This window comes from Acutalibacter sp. (genome assembly GCF_056800975.1).
Genome location: NZ_JBQISV010000004.1, coordinates 28617 through 51058, shown reverse-complemented (window position 1 = coordinate 51058; position 22442 = coordinate 28617). Strand labels below are relative to the sequence as shown.

General features: G+C 61.3%; 15 protein-coding genes. 2 read left to right on the top strand and 13 right to left on the bottom strand.

From position 1 onward, the window contains the following. Nucleotide 1: 1 nt before the first annotated feature. From ACTO5E_RS01110 to ACTO5E_RS01055, 12 genes are all read right to left on the bottom strand, one after another. On the bottom strand, nt 2-463 hold the full coding sequence (locus ACTO5E_RS01110) for a ComEA family DNA-binding protein (RefSeq protein ID WP_482300822.1): 462 nt from the start codon (nt 461-463) through the stop codon (nt 2-4). After that, nucleotides 438-2057 carry a CTP synthase gene (gene pyrG / locus ACTO5E_RS01105; protein ID WP_482300820.1) on the bottom strand — a complete coding sequence of 540 codons (1620 nt, stop codon included), beginning with the start codon at nt 2055-2057 and terminating at the stop codon, nt 438-440. The genes ACTO5E_RS01110 and pyrG overlap by 26 nt, the downstream gene beginning before the upstream one ends. After that, the gene (dapF, locus tag ACTO5E_RS01100; RefSeq protein WP_482300818.1) at nt 2050-2919 is read right to left on the bottom strand and encodes a diaminopimelate epimerase; all 870 of its coding nucleotides are present in this window, start codon (nt 2917-2919) and stop codon (nt 2050-2052) included. Before dapF ends, pyrG begins: the two co-directional genes overlap by 8 nt. A gap of 22 nt (nt 2920-2941) precedes the next feature. Further along, entirely contained in the window at nt 2942-3286 is a 345-nt protein-coding gene (locus ACTO5E_RS01095) for a DUF6199 family natural product biosynthesis protein (protein ID WP_482300816.1), read from the bottom strand. A gap of 268 nt (nt 3287-3554) precedes the next feature. Next, on the bottom strand, nt 3555-4025 hold the full coding sequence (locus ACTO5E_RS01090; RefSeq protein WP_482300814.1) for an LURP-one-related/scramblase family protein: 471 nt from the start codon (nt 4023-4025) through the stop codon (nt 3555-3557). Between the two features lie 3 nt (nt 4026-4028). After that, the gene (locus ACTO5E_RS01085) at nt 4029-4523 is read right to left on the bottom strand and encodes a hypothetical protein (RefSeq protein WP_482300813.1); all 495 of its coding nucleotides are present in this window, start codon (nt 4521-4523) and stop codon (nt 4029-4031) included. A 67-nt stretch (nt 4524-4590) separates the two neighbouring features. Next, complete coding sequence (locus ACTO5E_RS01080; protein WP_482300812.1) at nt 4591-5091, bottom strand: hypothetical protein; 501 nt, start codon at nt 5089-5091, stop codon at nt 4591-4593. Between the two features lie 218 nt (nt 5092-5309). Beyond that, a complete protein-coding gene (locus ACTO5E_RS01075) occupies nt 5310-6188 on the bottom strand; it encodes a hypothetical protein (RefSeq protein WP_482300810.1) in 879 nt (292 codons plus the stop codon). Continuing rightward, nucleotides 6185-7732 carry a hypothetical protein gene (locus ACTO5E_RS01070; protein WP_482300808.1) on the bottom strand — a complete coding sequence of 516 codons (1548 nt, stop codon included), beginning with the start codon at nt 7730-7732 and terminating at the stop codon, nt 6185-6187. The genes ACTO5E_RS01075 and ACTO5E_RS01070 overlap by 4 nt, the downstream gene beginning before the upstream one ends. Nucleotides 7733-8088: 356 nt before the next feature. Continuing rightward, nucleotides 8089-12186 (bottom strand): carbamoyl-phosphate synthase large subunit, encoded by a 4098-nt coding sequence (gene carB / locus ACTO5E_RS01065; RefSeq protein WP_482300807.1) that lies wholly within the window; start codon nt 12184-12186, stop codon nt 8089-8091. Nucleotides 12187-12202: 16 nt separating this feature from the next. Next, nucleotides 12203-13180, bottom strand: a complete 978-nt coding sequence (locus ACTO5E_RS01060; RefSeq protein WP_482300805.1) for a GNAT family N-acetyltransferase — start codon at nt 13178-13180, stop codon at nt 12203-12205. A gap of 3 nt (nt 13181-13183) precedes the next feature. After that, nucleotides 13184-14272: a carbamoyl phosphate synthase small subunit gene (locus ACTO5E_RS01055; RefSeq protein WP_482300803.1), complete on the bottom strand. Its 1089-nt coding sequence runs from the start codon at nt 14270-14272 to the stop codon at nt 13184-13186. A 251-nt stretch (nt 14273-14523) separates the two neighbouring features. On the opposite strand from ACTO5E_RS01055, the gene ACTO5E_RS01050 reads away from it, so the two are divergent. After that, on the top strand, nt 14524-15654 hold the full coding sequence (locus ACTO5E_RS01050; protein WP_482300801.1) for an S-layer homology domain-containing protein: 1131 nt from the start codon (nt 14524-14526) through the stop codon (nt 15652-15654). A gap of 118 nt (nt 15655-15772) precedes the next feature. Beyond that, a complete protein-coding gene (locus ACTO5E_RS01045) occupies nt 15773-18235 on the top strand; it encodes a DUF4982 domain-containing protein (RefSeq protein WP_482300800.1) in 2463 nt (820 codons plus the stop codon). A 371-nt stretch (nt 18236-18606) separates the two neighbouring features. On the opposite strand, the gene mfd is transcribed toward ACTO5E_RS01045, so the two are convergent. Beyond that, nucleotides 18607-22092: a transcription-repair coupling factor gene (mfd, locus tag ACTO5E_RS01040; protein WP_482300798.1), complete on the bottom strand. Its 3486-nt coding sequence runs from the start codon at nt 22090-22092 to the stop codon at nt 18607-18609. Between the last annotated feature and the right edge of the window lie 350 nt (nt 22093-22442).

Here is a 22442-nt window from a genome sequence, read left to right as displayed (position 1 = left end):
CTTACTGTTTTTCTGGTTTTTCTACCGTGACATACGGCGCAATGGCCGCAAACCTCTCCTGACTGATTCCCTTGACCTCCATCAGCTCCTTTGCCAGCACAAACCCGCCGTACCGCTCCCGGTAGCGGATGATCCGGTCTGCAATGGCCGGGCCTACTCCGGGCAGGGTGCGCAGCTCCTCCGCTGTGGCGGCGTTCAGGTCCAGCAGCCTGTCCGGCGGCTCAAAGGACGGCGCCGGGCTGGGGCCCTGGAGCACGGCCTTCCAGTCCACCGGGGAGGGGGGCTCCTGGTTGTGGTAAAATCCCTGCAGGGACAGGTAGGCGACAGGCTGGCCTGCCTGCTGCCCGAAAAGGAGAATGGAGAGAAGGATCAGGGCAAGCAGAGGGGGAAAGATGCTTTTTCTTACCGGCTTGTCCCCTCGGGAGGGGGACGTGTTTTCAGCCCTCGGCCTTTTCACCGGCATAGGCGGCGGCCGCGCCCACAAAGCCCTTGAACAGGGGGTGGGGCCGGTTGGGACGGGACTTGAACTCTGGGTGGAACTGCCCGGCCACAAAGAAACGCTTTTCGGGCAGCTCCACGGTCTCCACAATGCGCCCGTCCGGCGAGGCGCCGCTGATCTTCATGCCGTTCTCCTCCACCAGGCTCCGGTACTCGTTGTTGAACTCATACCGGTGCCGGTGGCGCTCATGGATAAGCTCCTGGCCGTAGCACTCCGCCATTCTGGTGCCGGGGACAATCTGGCAGGGGTAGCTGCCCAGGCGCAGGGTGCCGCCCTTGTTGATGTCTGCGTTCTGGTCGGGCATGAAGTCGATCACCTTGTGCAGGCCGTATTCGTCAAATTCTCCCGAGTTGGCATCGGCAATGCCGCAGACATTCCGGCAGAACTCAATGACCGCCACCTGCATGCCCAGGCAGATGCCCAGATAGGGGATGTCCCTCTCGCGGGCAAACCTTGCCGCCAGCACCATGCCCTCAATGCCCCGGCTGCCAAAGCCTCCGGGGATGATGACCCCGTGGCAGTCACCCAGCCGGGCCACGATGTTCTCCTCGTCCAGGGTCTCCGAGTCCACCCAGTCAATATCTACCCTGGCGCTGTGCTCATAGCCTGCGTGGGCCAGGGCCTCCATCACCGAGAGATAGGCGTCGTGAAGCTTGACATATTTGCCCACCAGGGCAATGCGCACGTTTTTCTTCCGGCCGCGGATCTTGTCCACCATGCGCAGCCACTCGGTCATATCCGGCTCAGGGGCGGAAAGATGCAGTTCCCGGCAGACAATGTCGGAGAATCTGGATTTTTCCAGCATGATGGGGGCCTCATACAGCACGGGAATGGTGAGGTTCTCAATAACGCAGTCGGGCCGCACATTGCAGAACAGGGCGATTTTGTGGAAGATGCTGGGGTCGTCAATGGCCACATCCGTGCGCAGCACAATAATGTCCGGCTTGATGCCCATGCTCTGCAGTTCCTTCACCGAGTGCTGGGTGGGCTTGGACTTGTGCTCGCCGGAGCTTTTCAGGTAGGGCACCAGAGTGACGTGGATGAACAGGGAATTGCCCGGCCCCACCTCCTGGCTCACCTGGCGGATGGCCTCTAAAAAGGGCTGGCTCTCAATGTCGCCGGCTGTGCCGCCAATCTCGGTGATGACAATGTCCGCGTTGTTCTTGCTGCCTACACTGTAGATAAAGCTTTTGATCTCTGTGGTGATGTGGGGGATGACCTGAATGGTCTCCCCCAGATATTCTCCCCGGCGTTCCTTGTTCAGCACATTCCAGTACACCTTGCCGGTGGTCAGGTTGGAGAACTTGTTCAGGTCCTCGTCAATAAAGCGCTCGTAATGGCCCAGGTCCAGGTCCGTCTCCAGGCCGTCCTCGGTGACATATACCTCGCCGTGCTGATAGGGGCTCATGGTGCCCGGGTCCACGTTGATGTAGGGGTCCAGCTTCTGAGCCGCCACCTTCAGCCCCCGGGACTTGAGCAGCCGGCCCAGAGAGGCCGCGGTGATGCCCTTGCCCAGGCCGGAGACCACGCCGCCGGTTACAAAAATATACTTAGCCATGTGAATCCTCTTCCTCCTCCAGAATGATCTCTCCGTCAAATACCCGCACAGCCCCGCCGGTCATGGTGATGCCCTGGGGGGTGTAATTGATGACCAGCTCGCCGCCCCGCAGCCTTACGGTCACATCCTCTCCCGGGGTGCAGAAGCCGTTGAGGCAGGCCGCGGTAACAGCGGCGCAGGCCCCGGTGCCGCAGGCCATGGTCTCGCCGCTGCCCCGCTCCCACACCCGCATGACCAGGCAGTTCCGGTCAATTACCTGGATGAACTCTGTATTCACCCGGTCCGGGAACAAGGGGTCGTTTTCAATCCGGGGCCCCAGCTGTTCCAGGTCCAGGTTCATGGGGTCGCCGCCAAAAATGACGCAGTGGGGGTTGCCCATGGACACGCAGGTGATGGTGAACTCGCTGCCCGCCATGTGGACCCTGCGGCCCACCACGCTCTCTCCCGGCAGGCGGACCGGAATGCTGCCAGGGCTCAGCTCGGCCCGGCCCATGTCCACAGCCACCCGCACCGCGCGGCCGTTTTTCTCAGTGACAGCGCAGGTCTTTATGCCGCTTTTGGTCTCAATATGCAGCAGGGGCTTGCGGGCAATGCCCTCGTCATACAGATACTTGGCCACGCAGCGGATGGCATTGCCGCACATGGCCCCCTCGCTGCCGTCGGCGTTGAACATGCGCATTTTCCCGTCGGCACTGTCTGAGGGGCAGATGAGGATAATGCCGTCGCCGCCCACCCCCTTGTGCCGGTCCGACAGCCGGACGGCCAGGGCCTCCGGGTTGGCAATGGGCTGCTTGAAGCAGTCCAGATAGATGTAATCGTTACCGCAGCCGTGCATTTTGGTAAACTTCAAAATCTCTGGCATAGCTTTCTTTTTCCTTTCCGTTCTATTCTTTCCCACTGCTGGCAAAGGGATGCTCCTCGGTCTCGATCTCCTGTCCATATTGGTCGTAGGCCTTGATCGTGATATCCCCCGGGTCAAAGCTCTCCGGGCCGGGCTCCTCTCCGGCGGAGCACAGGCTCCAGATGGTAATCCCCAGCAAGACCGCCGCCGTTGCCGTCAAAACCGCCCCGCTGACGCGGCCCAGCCGCAGGTACAGGTCCGAGGGCTCGTCCGCCCGGCAGGACTTCCAACGCTCGAAAATTTCCCAGGAAACCGACGGCTTTACCAGGTTTACCACGCCGAAAGCGCCCAGACCCAGGCACAGCAGAATCAGAACCCCTTCCTCCATTTTCACACCTCCTCATCTTCTATCCAGCCAGGCCTGTCCCCCGGCCTGTACGCAGGGGGGCGTCTCGCGCCACCCTTGGCGTCAGAGCTTTACGGTGTTTCGTGAAGGGGAAGCCAGGCTGTTCAAACCAAGGGTAAGGCAGGGAGAACGGAGACGCGAAGCCTCCCGGCCACCTTCCAACGCAAAAGTTTTTGCGGTATGTTGCGAAGTAAAATCACGTTTTTTCAAACAGAGAGCAAAAACTTGGCGAGTTAAAACGCCTTGCGTTTTAATCTCGCGAACATTTCTCCGCGTCAATGGCCAGCACCAGCATTAAGGCGTAAAGGGCGTCGTCGGGAAAGGCCACGTCAATGGTATAGGTGTCCGTCCAGTTCCAGACCTCCTTGGAGACCCTGGCAATCAGGTCCCCCTGGGGGCCCAGCACCTGATAGTCCCATTCCAGCCAGTCGCCCTCTACATGCCAGCCGTTGCACTCGATGTTGTAGCGGGGCTTGAAAAAGCTCAGCTCCTTGCTGATGCACCCAATGTACTGCCCGCCCACATAAAGCTCGAACTTGGGCAGCCAGGTGAGCACCCGCTCCTGCACCATGCCCAGCTCCTGGCCATAGGGGTCGAAAATCTTCAGGCAGTGGCCCCAGCTGAGCTGGCCCCGCACTGTGTAGGCGGTACTGCCGTCCTCATAGTAGATGTCGTAACTGTCCAGCCACGAGAAAAAACGCTGTTTGAATAAAAGCTTCATCCTTTACCCCCAAATCATAAATGAAAATGTTCCCAGGCCTTTATAGCACAGCCGGTAATGCCCCGGCTTTTCCAGCACCTTCGCCGGCATCGCAAACCCCGCGTCAGACAGTCCGGCCATGCGGCCATATACGACCATGCGATCGACTTTCCACAGGAACTGCTCCCGATATACGGTATACCATGACCCGCGGTAATAGTAATCTATCCACCAGCCGGGGGCGGACGGCAGCCATATATCCTCTTTCGTCAGCAGCTTCATGTGCAGAAGAGACAGCTCCACGCCCACAAAGTCACTGGCCAATCTTTTTAGGTCCAGCGCGTCCAGCTCAAAGGGCCTCACCTGCTGAAACCACATGGCGGCCGTCTCCCGGCAGGCAGGCGGCTCCTCCGGGTCCTCCCAAAGAGGGAACCAGGCCTCCGGGTCCCAGCTTTGAAGGGGGGCGCAGGCGCTGAGGGTCAGGAGAAAAAGCAGGGCGCAGGCAAGCAGCCTTTTCATGTCTTCCGCTCCTTCCTCAAACCACAGGCTTTCTTCGACCGCAGGCGGTACTTAGAGGCTTTGTTGCCTACCCCTTGATCTCAAACGGGAACGCCCCGAAATTTCCATAGCACAGCCGGTATTTCCCCGGCTGATCCAGCACCCGGGCGGGCATAAAAAAGTTCACGTCCTGCGTGCCCGCCTTCAGTCCTCTGGCAACGGCCTGCTCCTGGCAGGAGTTTTTCAATACCGCCTCCCGGTACACCGTATGCCATGCACCGTCACAGTAATAGTCGATATACCAGCCGGGTATTGCTGACGGCCGCAGGGAAGCTTCCTCCAGCCACAGCTCCATGCACAGGGCGGACCAGTCCTCCTCCGGCCGGTCTCCCAGCAGATTGTCCCCCCAAAGCCTTTCGTCAACAGGCTCTACCTTCTTGAACTCCATAGAAACGCCCTCCTGATTTTCCGGCGTCTCTCCCGTCTCCTCCCAAATGGGGAACCAGGCCTCCGGGTCCCAGCTTTGAAGGGGGGCGCAGGCGCTGAAGGTCAGGACAAAAAGCAGGGCGCAGGCAAGCAGTTTTTTCATGGTTCTCGCTCCTTTCTCAAGTGACAGGTTTCTTTTTTCAGCGGACAGGGGTCTTAGAACCTGTATTCACAGGCGTTGAACGCCGGAGGGACGGGTCTTTTGCCGTCCTGCTGCGTTAAAAAATCTTGAAATACGGCAAGTATTCCTGCGATTTTTTGCCTTGCAGGGCGACAAAATCCCTCGCCCCTCCGGCATCCTCCGCCTATGAATACAGGTTCTTAGTTCACGCTTCCCGCTGCTGACGCGGACCCTTCCCCGGCCGTCAGGTCCACCGGCACGAACCACTGGTCCTGATGCTCCCAGAAAATGTCCAGGGCGTAGGCAGGAATCTGCGCCCAGAAGCCGAAGCCTTCCTCATTCCGCCAGCGCAGGCGTACCTGCAGGGGCGCGCCGTCCGGTTTGGTGTGGACCACGGCCATCTCATAGCCCTCGCGGCCCTTCACCGGAGAGAACTGGGGCATCTCATACTCGCTGGTGGGCTGGGGGTTGTTGGGAGTCCAGCCCAGGTCCTCCACCATCTCCTCTGGGGTACGAGAGCCTCCGGGTGCAGTAACGAAAGCTTTTTTGATGTATTCCTCATAGGTCAGATTCTTAGGGGGAATCCAATGGTCCGGCGTGGGCCAGTCCCCGTTGATGGGCTGGATGGTCATACAGAATTCCCAATTTTGGGCCGTATATCCCGCGGGGTTCCAAGGCCAGCAGTCCGTGTGTCTTTCAAGCTCCTGGAGGCTCATACCAGTCAGTTCTATGATCTCCTCCTCGGATTTCACCGGGGTGAAGTCGAATTGGAAGGCCCCTTTTCTGTAGGTACAGCAAGCCCACATGTCTTCTCCGCTGACCTCATCTACCGCCTGGTCGTTAAGCCACCATATCTTTCCCAGTTCGCTGCTCTCTTTCTGGACACGCTCCAAAACCATCTGGACGTTGTTGGACGACCCATGCCGCCATGTGGGCGGGGCCGAGGGCTCCTGGTCAAAGTCCTTATACGGGTCATCCACCGGCAGCACCGGTTCCGGGTCCGGCTTTGAGGCGGAACCGCAGGCCCCCAGCAGAAGCGTCAGGGCCAGAAGCAGCGCGCAGGCGATCTGTTTTTTCATGGCGCGGCTCCTTCCTGCTGAGAGGGCTCTCCGGTGTCTACCCGAATGAACCACTGGTCGAAATACTGGTAGAAGCGGTCCACCGCCCAACCGGGGACCACAGCCCAGCACCCATAGCCGTCCTCTGTCTTCCACTGGAAGCGGACCTGCAGGGGCTGGTCTGAGGGGGTGCGGGCTACCACAGCCATCTCCACCCCCGCAAGGCCCTCTACCGGCCGGAACACCGGGGGCTGGTACTGGCTGGCAGGCTGGGCGTTTTTGGGGCCGTACTGGCCCGCGCGGTACATTTCCATCAAATCATATTCCGATTCTTCGTCAGAAAAGCGTTTGCTCTTGGAGATCGTGTCCTGCAGATCATCCTCATAGGTCTCGTAGGCCCCGCCCTCCGGGGTGGCCCACAGGCCAAAGCCTTCCCCAGTCATGGGCTGCAGGGTCACATAAAAATGCCATTCGCTGGTCAGATTGCACCAGTTTTCCCAGGGCCAGGGGTCCATCCAGGACCATTGCAGCTCTTCGCCGGTCAGGCCGTAAAGCGGGGCCAGAGCCTCCGGCTCTCGGGGGTCCTGGAACATAAACGAGCACACGCCATTGTGGCAGACCCCGTCGGCAAAGACCTTTTGGCCGTACATCTCAGTGACAGGCGCGTCGTTGAACCACCAGACCTCCCCAAAGCCCTTGACCTCCTCCCGCAGAAGCGCACCGTTCCAGGAGTAAGCCATGACAGAGCTGAATTGAGACTCGCCCCTTTCGCTGTTGCTGGAACGGTAGTCCTCAGGGTCGGCGGTAAGGCCGTCTTCCGGCTCGGGCATGGGGGCCACGGTGGGGACAGGAGAGGACAAGGGAACGGAGGGATCGGCGCTGGCCTTAACCCACAGGGACGGCCCGTTTTCCAGGAGGCTGTCCAGTATATGCCCGGGGACCTCCGCCAGGAACCAGAACCCTTCCTCCTGCCAGTGCACCCGGGCGGACAGAATGTCCCCGTTGGGCAGGGATTCTACCACGGCCATCTCCATGCCGGGATGCCCTTCCGCCGGCTCCCACTGAGGGGGCTGGTAGTCTTCCAAGGGCTCCGGCACATAGCCCTCCGGCACAGGGGCCGGGGTTGCGGTGCTGCCGCGCCAGCGGGGCGTTATTTCTATGCCGCTTATGGGGCTGCCCTCCTCCGGCTCCGGGGGATTCCATTCAGGCAAAGCAGGGGGCTCCTCCTGGGGCCGGAGGGTGACAGTCAGGGTAAAATGCAGCATCAGCTCCCGCCAGTCCGCCCAGGGCCAGCGGGTCATTAGCCCCAGCCTCAGCTCCTCCTCCGAGATGCCGTACAGCAAGGGCAGCTCCTCGTCCGCTACATCCTCCTCCAGGTAGCGGGAAAAGGTAACCAGCCCCTCCCGGCACTCGCCAAAGGTCCACATGGGGAATCTCGCCTGAGTCAGCTCCACCACCGCTTCCTCGTCAATCCAGAAGAATTCCTCGGGCAAATCCTGCTCTGTCTCCCGCACCATCTCCAGAAGATCGTCAGGATTATTTGCAGCCACTTTGGATTCGACCATGCCGTATTCCCCTGTTCCGAAGAAAGTTTCGGACTCGCTTGAGGCGGAAGCGGCGGGATTGCTGGGCTCGCTTGAAACGGAAGGGACGCTTTCTGCCGGGGGTTCGGCCTCCTTACAGGCGGCAAGGTTGAGCAGAAACGCTGCGGCAAGGCAAAAAGCCTGGACGCGGGGCTTTCTTCGGGGGTTTTTCATAGGGGACACTCCTTTCTGATGGCCGTTCTTTCTATATACATCGACAGTCAGCAGAAGGAAGTTAAGTTTTTTTGGCAGGTTTGATAAAAGTATGGGAAGGCCGGTCGGGGTGAGAACGGCATATTGCCAAAACAGCCGTTATGGGTCAATGGCGGCGGGCAGGGTTACACCTCAACCTGGCCGTCATACACCTTCACAGCCTCGCCGGTCATGAGCACACGCTCGTCGGTGTAGTTGATCATCAGCTCGCCGCCGTTCAGAATCACCCGCACGTCCTCGCCCTTGGGACAGTAGCCGTTGAGAGTGGCGGCCACCACGGCCGCGCAGGTGCCGGTGCCGCAGGCCATGGTCTCGCCGCTGCCCCGCTCCCAGATGCGGGCCTTGAGGGTGTGGCTGTCAATGACCTCTACGAAGCCAACATTTACTTTTTCGGGGAACAGAGGGTCGTTTTCCAGCCTGGGGCCCAGCTCCTCCACCGGAGCCTTGTCCGCCGAGGGCACGAACACAGTGGCATGGGGATTGCCCATGGAGCAGCAGGTGACGGCGTACCGGCCGCCGGCAAGGTTCAGCTCCCGGCCCACCACCGGCCCGCCGGGCAGGCTGACAGGCACCTTTTCGGGGGCCAGCTCCGCCTGGCCCATGTTGACGGCAACCTTGCTCACCAGGCCGTTTTTGGTGATGACAGTGCACTCCCGCACACCGCTTTTGGTCTCGATGCGCAGCACGCTGCGGCCCACCCCGGCGGGCTGGCCCTTGGCAATGCCGTTGTCGTAAAGATATTTGGCCACGCAGCGGATGCCGTTGCCGCACATCATGCCCTCGCTGCCGTCCCGGTTGAACATGGTCATTTTGCCGTCGGCTATTTTAGAGGGGCTCATGAGGATGACCCCGTCGCTGCCCACGCCGTTGTGCCGGTCCGACAGGCTCACTGCCAGAGACTCCGGCGAGGCCACCCGGTTCTGGGGGTCAAAGCAGTTGATATAGATATAGTCGTTGCAGCAGGCGGACATTTTGGTGAAGGGGATTTTCAGCTTCCGGGCCTTCAGGTCGTTGATGTCCACAATCTCCGTGTTTTCAGGGGTATAGCGGCTCATCAGGGAGTCTGCCAGCGCGTTGGCGGTGTCAATGGCCGTGAGGCAGGGAATGCCCAGAAGGCTTGCCTTGCGGCGGATTTTCACGCTGTCCCGGGCAGGGTTGCGGCCCTTGGCCGAGGTGGAGATCACATAGTTGATATGCCCGCTTTCCAGCAGGGTGATGGTGTTCTGGTGGGGGTTCTCGTGAATCTTGTCCACCACAGTGACATTGAGCCCAGCCTTGAACAGCAGCAGAGCCGTGCCGCCGGTGGCAAACAGCTGAAAGCCCAGCCGGTCAAACTTTTTGGCGATTTCGCTGATCTCCCGCTTGTCCTGGTCCCGCACGGTGATGAACACGCCGCCGCCCTTGTGCATTTTGTGGCCCGAGGCAACCAGTCCCTTGTAGAGGGCTTCCTCCAGGCTGTTGCCAATGCCCAGCACCTCGCCGGTGGACTTCATCTCAGGGCCCAGATGGGTGTCTACGTCGGCCAGCTTCTCAAAGGAGAACACCGGCACCTTTACCGCCACATAGGGGGAGGGCTTGTAAAGGCCTGTGCCAAAGCCCAGGTCCCGGAGCTTATAGCCAAGGCTGGCCTTGGTGGCCAGGTCGCACATGGGCACCCCGGTGACCTTGCTGATATAGGGCACGGTCCGGCTGGCCCGGGGGTTCACCTCGATGACATAGATCTCCCCGTCCATAATGATATATTGCAGGTTGATGAGGCCGATGCCGTGAAGCTCCCGGCAGAGAATCTCTGTGGTAGCCACGATTTTGGCGCTCATGCCGTCGTCAATGTCAGAGGCTGGGTACACGGCAATGCTGTCGCCGGAGTGGATGCCTGTGCGCTCCACATGCTCCATAATGCCGGGGATGAGGATATCCTCCCCGTCGCAGATGGCGTCCACCTCGATCTCCATGCCGGAGAGATACTTGTCGATCAGCACGGTGTTGTCCTGCTTGTTGCCCAGGATGATCTCCATGTACTCCTCAATGTCCTCCGGGCAGGTGGCAATGATCATGTTCTGCCCGCCCAGCACATAAGAGGGCCGCATGAGCACCGGGTAGCCCAGCCGCTCCGCGGCGTCCAGGGCCTCGGCGGCAGTAGCCACGGTAGAGCCCTTGGGCCGCTTGATGCCCGCCCGTTCCAGCAGCTCGTCAAAGCGCTCCCGGTCCTCGGCCATGTCAATGGTGTCGGCGGAGGAGCCCAGAATGGGGATGTTGTTCTGAGCCAGGGTTTTGGTGAGCTTGATGGCTGTCTGTCCTCCAAAGGCCACCACTACCCCAATGGGCTTTTCCAGCTTGATAATGTCCATTACGTCCTCAGGGGAGAGGGGTTCAAAGTAAAGCCGGTCGCCGGTGTCAAAGTCTGTGGAGACAGTCTCGGGGTTGTTGTTGATGATGACCACCTGATACCCCAGCTGCTGCAGGGACATAACACAGTGGACGCTGGCGTAGTCGAACTCAATGCCCTGGCCAATGCGGATGGGCCCGGAGCCCAGCACGATCACAGTGGGCTTGTCCCCCTTGCTCTGGATGAAATCCAGGGCCTCGTCCTCTCCGCCGCTCTCCGGGGTGTCGTAGGAGGCGTAGAAGTAGGGGGTGTGGGCGGCAAATTCTCCGGCGCAGGTGTCCACCATTTTAAAGGTGGTCTGCCGCTCCCACTCCACCTGACAGCCGGAGAGCCGCTCGATGGTCCGGTCCGGGTAGCCCAGCTGCTTGCCCTGGGTGTACAGCTCTTTGGTAAGGCGCCCCTTGGCAAGCTCCCGCTCATAGTCCAGCAGCACCAGCAGCTTGGAGAGGAACCACTCGTCAATCATGGTCAGCTCATGGAGCTCCTCCACGGTGCGGCCCCGCTTCAGGAGCTCATACACCGCGAAGATACGCTCGTCGGTGGCGTGCTCCGCTATGCGCAGCAAAACGCCGTCCTCCTCATGGGCAAACTTGGGCAGGTTCAGGGTGTCAATGGTCTTGCCGTCGGAGGAGAGCTCGGCCCCCCGCACAGCCTTCATCAGGGCCATTTCAAAGGTGTCGGCAATGCTCATCACCTCGCCGGTGGCCTTCATCTGGGTGCCCAGGTCCCGCTTGGCGTAGACAAATTTGTCAAAGGGCCACTTGGGGAACTTTACCGCCACATAGTCGATAGAGGGCTCGAAGGCAGCGTAGGTCACCCCTGTGACCGCGTTTTTGATCTCGTCCAGCCGGTAGCCGATGGCGATTTTGGTGGCCACCTTGGCAATGGGGTAGCCTGTGGCCTTGGAGGCCAGGGCCGAGGAACGGCTCACCCGGGGGTTCACCTCAATCACCGCGTACTCAAAGCTCTCCGGGTGCAGGGCGAACTGGCAGTTGCAGCCCCCCTCTACCCCCAGCTCGTTGACAATGTCCAAAGCAGCGGTGCGCAGCAGCTGATACTCCTTGTCCGACAGGGTGACCGTGGGGGCGATGACAATGGAGTCGCCGGTGTGCACCCCAACCGGGTCCAGGTTTTCCATGGAGCAGATGGTGATGGCGTTGCCCGCGCCGTCCCGCATGACTTCAAACTCGATCTCCTTCCACCCGGCAATGCTCTTTTCCACCAGCACCTGGGTGATGGGGGACAGGGCCAGGCCGTTGGCGGTGACCTCCCGCAGCTGGGCCCGGTCCTCTACAATGCCGCCGCCGGTGCCCCCCAGGGTAAAGGCCGGGCGGATGATGACCGGGTAGCCGATTTCAGCGGCAAAGGACTCCGCGTCCTCCACCGTGGTGACCACCTTGCTGGGCACGCAGGGCTGGCCGATGCGCTCCATAGCGTCCTTAAAAAGCTGGCGGTCCTCAGCCTTGTCAATGGTCTCGGGGCCAGCCCCCAGCAGGCGCACCCCGTGCTTGGCCAAAAAGCCCTCCTTGGCCAGCTGCATGGAGAGGGTCAGTCCTGTCTGCCCCCCAAAGCCGGAGAGGATGCTGTCAGGCCTCTCCTTCTCAATAATGCGCTTGACGGTGGTGAGGGTCAGCGGCTCGATGTAAATGCGGTCGGCCATGGCCTGGTCTGTCATAATGGTGGCCGGGTTGGAGTTTACCAGCACAATCTCGATGCCGTCCTCCCGCAGAGCCCGGCAGGCCTGGGTGCCGGCGTAGTCGAACTCCGCCGCCTGGCCGATGACAATGGGTCCCGAGCCGATGACCAATACCTTTTTGATGTCCTTATTCAGTGGCATAGTATCCTCCTCCGCTTCACAGCGTCTTTTCCCGTTTATTGCCTACATAGGGCCCGTCCACGCACTGTCCCTGGCACAGGCGGAAGCCCTTTTTCTCGTAATATTCGTTTAGAGAGGCATTGTTGGCGGCGCAGTCCAGCCGCAGGGCGGTAAGCCCCCGCTCTCTTGCCAATTTCTCCGCCCAGCCCAGCAGCCGGCCCCCGGCGCCCTTATCACTTAAAGACGAAACCAGGTTGTGCACATACAGGGCCCGGGCGGCGGCGCTGTCCTCCCACTGCCCGTCCTCTTGCCGGAGTACCGCCGCGCTGGCAATGGCCCCGTTCCGCCTAAGCAGGTACAGCCGGCCGGCCCTTGCCTCTTCCCGGTAGTATTCCTCCGGGTAGACCTCTGGGTAGCGGTTGACATTCCACTGGCGGATGCCCACCCGGTCCATCCAGGCGGTACGCTCTTTCACCAGGGCCATCACCCTGGCGGCGTCCTCGGGCTTGGCCTGAGTAAAGGCTTCGTCCATGAGCCTCTCTCCGCCAGAACCGCCCCAGGCGTACAGGTCCTCCCGCACAGCGCCCGAAGGGGTGTCATAGGGCATGGGCCCAAAGCCCTCTCTTGCCAGGGCGCAGCGGATCAGCGCTTTTGTAAGCCCGGGCACGTCCTCCCGGCCCAGGGCTTCCTCTGTGTCCATCCAGACCACCAGGTCGTTCTCGTCCTGGTCCGGCGCTGCCTCGCCACAGACGTATTCTGCCCCAAAGGCCGCGTACCAGTCCTTCTCTCCAAAGCGCACCGCCAGCAGCCGGCCCGGCTCTACGGTAACGCCGGTCTCCTCCAGCAGTTCCCGGCGCACCGCGTCCTGGGGGCTCTCGCCGTGCTCGATATAGCCGCCCGGCACAATCAGCAGCCCCTTGCCGCCCCCATAGGTGTGGCGGCAGAGCAGCACCTTGCCGTCTCTGATCACCACGCCTGTGACAGAGCGGCTCCAGTCTGTGTTTCCCCGCTCCATGGGCTAGTCCCCCAACAGGGCGAAAAACTCGTCGAACAGAAACTCTGTGTCCAGGGGCCCGCCGCAGGCCTCGGGATGGAACTGGGTGGTAAAGGCGGGCAGGCTGGTGTAGCGCAGGCCCTCGCAGGTGCCGTCGTTCACGTTGACATACCGCTCCTGGCCCACGGCGGGGTCCATACTGTCGCCCACCACTGCATAGCCGTGGTTCTGGGAGGTGATATACACCCGGCCGGTCTCCAAATCCTTGACCGGCTGGTTCTCCCCCCGGTGGCCATATTTCAGCTTTTGGGTTCTGGCCCCATGGGCCAGAGCCATCAACTGGTGCCCCAGGCAGATGCCGAACATGGGCTTTTTCAGCCCGGCAATCTCCTTCAGGTTGGCAATAAGCTCCGTGTTCTCCGCCGGGTCGCCGGGGCCGTTGGAGAGCATAACGCCGTCCACGTTCATGGCGGCGATCTCCTCTGCGGTAGTGGTGCAAGGGCACACGGTCACCTGGGCGCCCCGGTCTGTCAGCTCCCGCCAGATGTTCTTTTTCAGGCCGTAGTCCATAAGAGCCAGCCGCTTTTTGGGGTTCTCGGGGCCTACCACATATTTTTCTTTGGTGGACACAGCCCGCACCGCGCCCTGGGCCCTGTAGGCGGAAAGGGCCGCCAGGTCCACCGAGGCGGGGTCGTCGGTGATCACCCCGTTCATCACGCCCTTTTCCCGGATGATCTTGGTGACTGTGCGGGTGTCGATGCCCTCCAGGGCCACCAAGCCCCGGTCTTGAAAAAAGGCGTCAAGACTGCCTTCCGAACGGAAATTGGAAGGCGCTTGGCACCAATGCTTTACAATATAGCCCCCAGGGCCCACCATGTCGCTCTCAAAGTCAGCGGGGATCACGCCGTAATTGCCAATCAGCGGGAAGGTCTGCACCACGATCTGCCCCCAAAAGCTGGGGTCTGAGAGGGTCTCAAGATAGCCGCTCATGCCGGTGGTAAAAACCACCTCGGCCATCCGCTCGCCCCGGGCGCCAAAGCGCCGGCCCTGAAAGGTTCTGCCGTTTTCCAGCACCAGCCAGGCTGTGGCCGGGGTGTTTTCCTTGTGCTCCATGTGCCATCCATCCTTTCCATTCGTTGCGGGTTTGCCAGAACAGTCCTTAATCCTATATATTTTACTAGAAACCGGCTCTGAGTGCAAGAGAAAAATGAAATTAGGTGGGATTGCCCAAGGACTTTAGTTGACATGCCGGTGAATTTCGTGTATACTGAAAACACAGATATTTAATAGGAAGATGGCGGCGCGGCGTGTGGCTGCTTGCTGTCCTGCCTCTGAAACCGGTATCTTGGAAAGGAGCTGTCAACATGAAAAAAACTGTGAGCCGTCTGCTGGCCTTTGCTTTGGCCCTGTGCCTTGCCCTGGGCGGTCTTGGTCAGAACGCCTTGGCTCAGGAGGAATTCTACCCGCCCACCCAGGATATGCCTTTTACTGACATTCCCAACTGGTCCTGGTTCTATCCCTACCTGGAAGAGGCTTTGAAGCTGGGCGTCTTTTCCGGCACGTCGGCCACCACCTTTGGGGCACAGCGGGCGCTCACCCGGGCGGAGGCTGTGACGGCCCTGGCCCGGGTTCATGAGGCCATTACCGGCGAGCCGGTGGCCGCTACCCCCCAGACCCCCTTTGCCGACGTGCCGGCATCCAGCTGGTGCGCGGAATATGTGAGCTGGGCCTATGAGAGCGGCCTGGCCTCCGGTACAGGGGACGGGAGGTTTCTCCCTGGCCGGCCGGTCACCTATGCGGAGCTGGTGGTCATGTTCCACCGCTATCTCCAACTGATCGACCGGGAGAGCCTGTATGACCCGGTCCCCGCCCCGGGTGGCTCCGCGGACTGGTACTGGTTCCCCGGCTGGGCTATGCCCCATATGAACGCTATCTCCGGGTATGACATTTTCAGCTCTGTCTATGTGGAGGAGCCTATGGATCATATCCTCCGCTACGAGGCCACTAGGTGGTATGTCCGTCTGTACGAAAAGGCTGTCTTCCCAGTGGACAAGGAGACCCCCCGGCAGAAATTCCTGTACGACTACCATAAGCCGGGTGAGGACAACGGTTGGCCGGTCCTGGAAAATGAGGATCAGTACACGATTCTTACCAGCTATTCGGAGTACAGCCAGTACATGATGGACCGCCAGAACGGGGCGGAGGAGTTCCAGAAGGTGAAGCAGGCGGCTCCCTTGGAGATCGACCAGGCGTTGTTTGAGGACTACGACCTGCTGGCCGCAGACCTGCGCTGGTATGGCGCGGGAACGCTGGACTATGAGCTTGGCGGCGTTGACATGGAGGATGGAGAGGCAAAGCTTACGGCGGTAGAGAAGGCCTTCACAGCAAACGGGAGCTGCGGCAGGGCTGTGCTGTTCTTAACCCCGGCGCCCAAAGGCACGGTTCAGGCCAGCGTCACCTATCTCTGTTGGACAGAGGAGGTATACCCGGAGTGAGGCTTTCCTAGGGCGTGTTCAGCTTATGTGAACACGCCCTAGGCGGATCTCTGGTTGCAAATCTCTTTTGTTTGTGGTATGATATCTTTAAATTATTACCACATTTCGGGAGGGAATTATGAGAAAAACACAATTCAACTACGGTTGGACCATTCGCAGCGGCATGGAGGGCCCCTTTGACGCCATCTTTGCCCCCAGTAACGAGGCCCGGCCTGTCACCCTGCCCCACGACGCCATGATTGAGGAGGAACGGGACCCTGGCAGCCCCAGCGGCACCCAGTACGGCTTTTACCCCGCAAAATGCTATACCTATCTCAAGACCTTCCCGGCCCCTGCGGAATGGGAGCAGGAGACCGTCATGGTAGAATTTGAGGGCGTTATGCGCCGGGCGATGGTGTACCTCAACGGTCATTTCATCGGGGGGAACGCCTACGGCTACACCGGCTTTACGGTCTGCCTGGACCCTTACCTGCAATATGGGCGGGAGAACACCCTGAAGGTGCTGGCCCTTAACGACGAGCGTTCCTCCCGGTGGTATCCCGGGTCGGGCATTTACCGGGACGTGTGGCTGCTGCAAGGGGGCAAAACCTGGTTTGTGCCGGGGAAGCAGCGGGTCACTACAGTCTCTTTGGAGGAGGGCTATGCGGTGCTGCGCCTGGAGGGAAAGCTGGCCCACAACCGGCTTCAGCCCCAGCGTCTTACTCTGGAGGCCAAGCTCTTTGACCCGGACGGCAGGCTGGCGGCGGAGACGGTTTTGCAGACGGCTGTGGCCAGGGAGGGGGAGAACCGCTGGCACACCCAGCTCACCCTGGACGCCCCTGTCCTCTGGTCGCCGGAGGCCCCGGCCCTTTACACCTGCCGGCTGACCCTGCGGGACGGCAGCGCCATTGTGGACCAGTGGGAGGACCGCGCCGGCATCCGCACCCTGGCTCTGGACGCCCGGCAGGGGTTGCGGGTCAACGGAGTGGAGACCAAGCTGCGGGGGGCCTGCATCCACCACGACAACGGCGTGATCGGCGCGGCCAGCTTTCTGGACGCGGAACGCTTCCGCATGAGGAACCTGAAAGCGGCGGGCTTCAACGCCATCCGCAGCGCCCATCACCCGGCAGGGCCCGCATTGCTGAAGGCCTGCGACGAGGTGGGCATTCTGGTGATGGACGAGCTGTCGGACATGTGGAACGTGCCCATGAACACCGGCGACTTTGGGCTGGACTTTCAGAACAGCTGGGAGGCGGCGCTGGAACAGATGGTGGACAAGGACTACAACCACCCCTGTGTGGTAATGTACAGCACCGGCAATGAGATTCCTGAGATTGGCCGGGTCTCCGGCTGGGAGCTGAACCAGCGCATCGCGGAGGAGCTGCGCAGGCAGGACCCCACCCGGTACAGCACCTTTGGGCTCAACGGCCTTTTGGCTGTGGCGGACGTGCCGGACATTGGCGAGATGATGAAGCACGAGCCGCCGGCAGAGCCCCAGGCGGAGAGCGCCGGGGCCGAGGAGCTGAACCAGCTGATGGGCAGCGCGGGCCAGCAGGATATGGACGCCTTCTCGGTGATGGACATTCTGACAGACCGGGTGGAGCCCGCTGCCTCTGCTGTGGACGTGGTGGGGTACAATTATCTGACGGCCCGGCACGAGCTGGAGCATCAGAACCACCCGGATCGGGTGGTGGTGGGCAGCGAGACCTATCCGCCGGAAATCGCCCGGCTGTGGGAGATTGTGGAACGCTGCCACCATGTGATCGGCGACTTCACCTGGACCGGCTATGACTATCTGGGAGAGGCCGGTATCGGCATTCCCCATTATAACAGCGAGTTCACCAGGATTCAGGGGGGCTGGCCGGACCGGCTGGCCTACTGCGGAGACATTGACCTGAACGCCAGCCGCAGGCCCGTGAGCTTTTTGCGGGAGCTGGCCTTTGGCCTGGGCAAGGGGCCCTGTCTGGCAGTGGAGCGGGCGGACCGGCATGGCATGTCCTTTGACTATAACGGCTGGAAATACGCAGACTGTCTGGCCTCCTGGACCTTCCCGGGGTATGAGGGCAAGCCGGTGTGGGTGCGGGTGCTGGCCCGGTGCGGCGAGGTGGAGCTGCTTTTGAACGGGCAGTCTCTGGGCCGCAAAAAGGCCGGGGAGCTGGAACGCCTTACCACTCTGTTCCAGGTGGAATACCAGCCGGGCCAGCTCACTGCCATAGCCTATGAGAATGGCGTGGAGGTGGGCCGGGACACCCTGACCACCGCCGGCCCTGCCGCTGCCCTGCGGCTGACAGCGGACCGGGAGACGATTTCCGCCGGAGGGCAGGGCTTGGCGTTTATCACCGCCGACCTGACCGACGCTGCCGGAAACTGGAACCGCTGGGAGCAAAAGGAGGTCGCTGTGGAGGTAGAGGGGCCGGGGGTTCTGCTGGGCTTTGGCTCGGCCGCCCCCAGTACCGAGGGCAGCTATCAGTCCCCGGTCTGCTCCACCTGGGACGGCCGGGTCATGGCCGTGGTCCGCAGCCTGGACGTTACAGGGGAGGTTCGGGCCAGGTTCACCGCCCCGGGCTGCGAGAGCGCAGAGATAGTGATTACCACCGAGTGAGACGCGGGCACAAGTACATACAATAAGGGCCTGTGGACAGAAGCGTCGGCCTCTGCGCACAGGCCCGTAGGGTATGCCTGAACATTTGACTTTTGAAGCCTGTCGCCCAACTGCTGGGCGGCAGGCTTCTTCTATGAATGTTAGAAATCTGAGACTGGTGGGGAGCGGTTAGCTTTGCCCGCGACAGGTTTTGGGAGCGCCGAAAGAACAATTCTGGTTGAGTGAGAGGCAGGCATAAGTCCATGAAACAAGAGCCGTGGACAGAAGCGTCGGCCTCTGTACGCAGGCCTCATAGGGTATACCTATTTGAATGCAGAGGCCTGCCGTCCAGCAGTTGGACGGCAGGCCCTTTTTTTGCGTTGTCTGGAATGTCAGCGTTTGGCGGCGGTTGGACCGGACTCTGCTGTCATGCAGCTCAAAATTTCTTCCAGGGCCTTCAGGGGGGACTGGCCGTGGAGCCTGACGCTGAGATAGGGGCGGCTCCCGGCGCTGAGCATTACCCGGCCGTTCATGCGCTTTACCAGGGCCCCCACCTGCTCCGTGTCCAGCTCGGCCATATAGAGCAGCAGGCTGTCCCCCTGCTGCTTGACCTCGCTGACCCCCAGTTCGCCGGCAGTGTTGCGGAGAAGGGCAATGTCGATCAGCCCCCTGACCGCCTCCGGCGGTTCACCAAACCGGTCGATCAGCTCATCCATTACATCCAGAGCGTCGGCCTCGTCCTGTACCTGGGCAATGCGGCGGTATACCTCCAGGCGCAGGTTGACGCTGTCGATATAGCTCTCGGGAATGTGGGCCTCCACCTGCATATCCACCAGACAGCTCTCGTCGGCGGCCTTTTTCAAGGGCTCGCCCTTCATCAGGCTGACCGCCTCGTTGAGAAGCCTCACATACATGTCGTAGCCCACGGCCTCCATGTGGCCGTGCTGCTCGCCCCCCAGCACATTGCCCGCGCCCCTGATTTCCAGGTCCCGCATGGCGATTTTGAAGCCGGAGCCGAACTCGGTGAACTCCCGGATAGCGGAGAGCCGCTTCTGGGCAATCTCCTGCAGGGACTTGTTGGGGGTGTAGGTAAGGTAGGCGTAGGCCCGGCGGTTGCTGCGGCCCACCCGGCCTCGGAGCTGGTGCAGCTGGCTGAGGCCCATGCGGTCGGCGTTTTCGATAATCAGGGTGTTGGCGCTGGGCACGTCCACGCCGGTCTCGATGATGGTGGTGCACACCAAAATGTCGATCTCGTGGTCCAGCAGCTGCCGCCACACCTCGCTGAGCTCCTCCTCCTCCATTTTCCCATGCCCAAAGCCCACCCGGGCCTCGGGAATGTCGTGCTGCAGCTGGGCGGCGGTGCGGGAGATGGAGGCGGTGTCGTTGTGCAGGTAGTACACCTGCCCGCCCCGGCGCAGCTCCCGGCGGATGGCGTCATAGACGACCCCCTTGTCGTGCTCCATCACATAGGTCTGCACCGGGTGGCGGTCCTGGGGGGCCTCCTCAATTACAGACATGTCCCGGATGCCGGAGAGGGCCATGTTCAGGGTGCGGGGGATGGGGGTGGCGGAAAGGGTGAGCACGTCTGCCTTGCTGCACAGGGTTTTCAGCCGCTCTTTCTGGGCCACGCCAAAGCGCTGCTCCTCGTCGATGATCACCAGCCCCAGGTCCTTGAAGCGCACGTCCTTGGACACCAGACGGTGGGTGCCTACAATGATGTCCACGCCCCCCCGCTTCACCTTGCGGAGAATGGCCTCCTGCTGCTTGGGCGTACGGAAGCGGGACAGCAGCTCGATATCAATGGGGAAGCCCTCCATCCTTTTCATAATGGTTTGAAAATGCTGCCACGCCAGAATCGTGGTGGGCACCAGAATGGCGCACTGCTTGCCCCCTGTCACACACTTGAAGGCGGCCCGCAGGGCCACCTCAGTTTTGCCAAAGCCCACGTCTCCACACAGCAGCCGGTCCATGGGCACAGGACGCTCCATGTCGTCCTTGATCTCGCTGATGCAGCGCAGCTGGTCGTCGGTCTCGTCAAACTCAAACCGGGCCTCAAAGTCCCGCTGCCACTCCCCATCCTCCGGAAAGGGGTAGCCCTCCTGCTGCATCCGCTGGGCGTAGAGCTGGATGAGCTCCTTGGCAATGTCCTTTACCGCTGCCCGGACCTTCTGCTTTTTCTGCTGCCAGTCGGCCCCGCCCAGGCGGCTCAGGTGCACGCCGGAGTCCTCCCGGGGGCCGATGTATTTGGACACCAGGTCCAGCTGGGTGACAGGCACATACAGGGTGTCGTTTTTGGCGTAGCGCACCTTGATATAATCCTTTGTGACCCCGTTCATTTCCAGCTTGTGAATGCCGTCGAACACCCCGATGCCGTGGCTGATGTGCACCACATAGTCCCCGGGAGAGAGCTCGGACAGGCTGGAAATCTCCTTGGCGTTCTTGTCCTTTTTGGACTTGCGGGGCTTCTGCTGCACCAGCCGCCCCCGGGTGATGAGGGCAAAGCCCGCGCTGGGCCAGTCAAAGCCTGCGGACAGAGAGCCCTCTGTGACTGTAACCGTGCCCTTTTGAGCGGTGGAGGGGTCGGGCACATAGGCGGCGGGCAGACCGGCGCTTTTCAGGTCGTCGGCCAGGGGACGCCCCGCCCGCTCGGTGCCTGAGAGTACCACACAGGCCCGCCCCTGGTGCACCAGGGCGGAGAGGTCGTCCTCTAAAAGCTGCACCCCGCCCCCCCAGGCGGGAAATTGCCGGACAGTGAGATTCACCAGGGTTTTGGTGGGGACCTCATAGGTGCCCCGGGCGAACACGTCCATATAGACGCCGGGGACCCGCTCCGACTGGCTGAGGGCATACTCCCAGGTCTCGCTGTAGCAGTCCAGCCCCTTGCACAGCAGGCCCTCCTCCAGGTATGAGGCCAGGTCCTGGCTCCACTGGGCCAAAGCGGTGCGCACCCGCTCCTTCAGTTTGGCGCCCTCAGAGAACACCAGCAGCCCGTCCTCTGCCGGGAAATAGTCGAACAGGGTGGCGGGCTTTTCATAGACCAGGGGGATGAATTTGTCCATGGAGCCAATGTGCAGCCCGTCCTGGAGCTTCTGGGCCTCGGCGGCCAGCACCTCCCGGGCCTTAGGGGCCCGCTTGCCCCGCAGGGCCTTGCCCAGAGCCTCTATTTTCTTTACCAGCCCGGGGAGGTTCTCTGGAATGATCTCTACACAGGGGGCCAGGGTGACAGCGTCCAGAGGGTCGGTGCGCCGCTGGGTGGCCGGGTCGAAGCTGCTGATGGAGTCGATCTCGTCCCCCCAGAACTCCACCCGTACCGGCTGGGCGGCGCTGGGGGAGAAGAAGTCTACAATGCCTCCCCGGCGGCTGAACTGGCCAGGGCCCTCGATTTGGTCCTCCCGGGTGTAGCCGCAGCTGACCAACGCCCCCAGCAGACTGTCGATGGCCATAGCCTGCCCGGCCTCCAAGGTAAATAACCGGCGCTTCAGGTCCTGGGGGCCAATGGTGAACTGCAGGGCCGCGTCAATACAGGCAACAATGCAGTCGCACTGGCCCCCCAGCAGCTTGGTGAGGGCCTCCAGCCGCAGCCGCTCATACTCCCGGGAGGACACAGCCGCGTCCCGAAAGCTCAGGTCCCGCATGGGGTACTGGGCAGGGCGCAGGCCCAGCGCGGCCAGGTCCTCGCAGAAGCGTTGGCTCTCGGCCTCGTTGGCGGCGATGATCAGGGCCTTGCGGCCGGACTCTCTGGAAAGAGCGGCGGTGAGCACGCATTTGTGCACGCCAGAGACGCCGGCGACCACGGCAGGGGTCCCGGCGTTTTTCAGGGCTTGAGACAGCTCCCGGTACTCGGGGGAGCGGGAGAGGGCGGAGAAGATGGATTTCATGTTGACCTCACATAAACGGGATTACAGACGAAAGGCGTTCAAAATATGCGGGAAAGGGTAGATTTTGGGCTGAAATGGGGTAAAATCCAGCTGCTTGGTGCCGCGCCTGTCTGTTCGGTGGGAGCGGCCCTTGCTGGGGGCCTCGCTCTTTGCACACAGTTCGCCGGGGGGCCTTTTATAGCTTTTGCGATGGCGTACCGGCTTTCGCTTGTCGGACTGCAAGATGATAATAGTCTGATTGCCGGACTTCATCTGTGTGTCCTGACGCAAAATGAACTGCGCAGCACAGGCGCCATCTTTGTGTGGTGCTGCCTGAATGGTATGTGGCAGCGGTCGGTAGCACGAGCGGC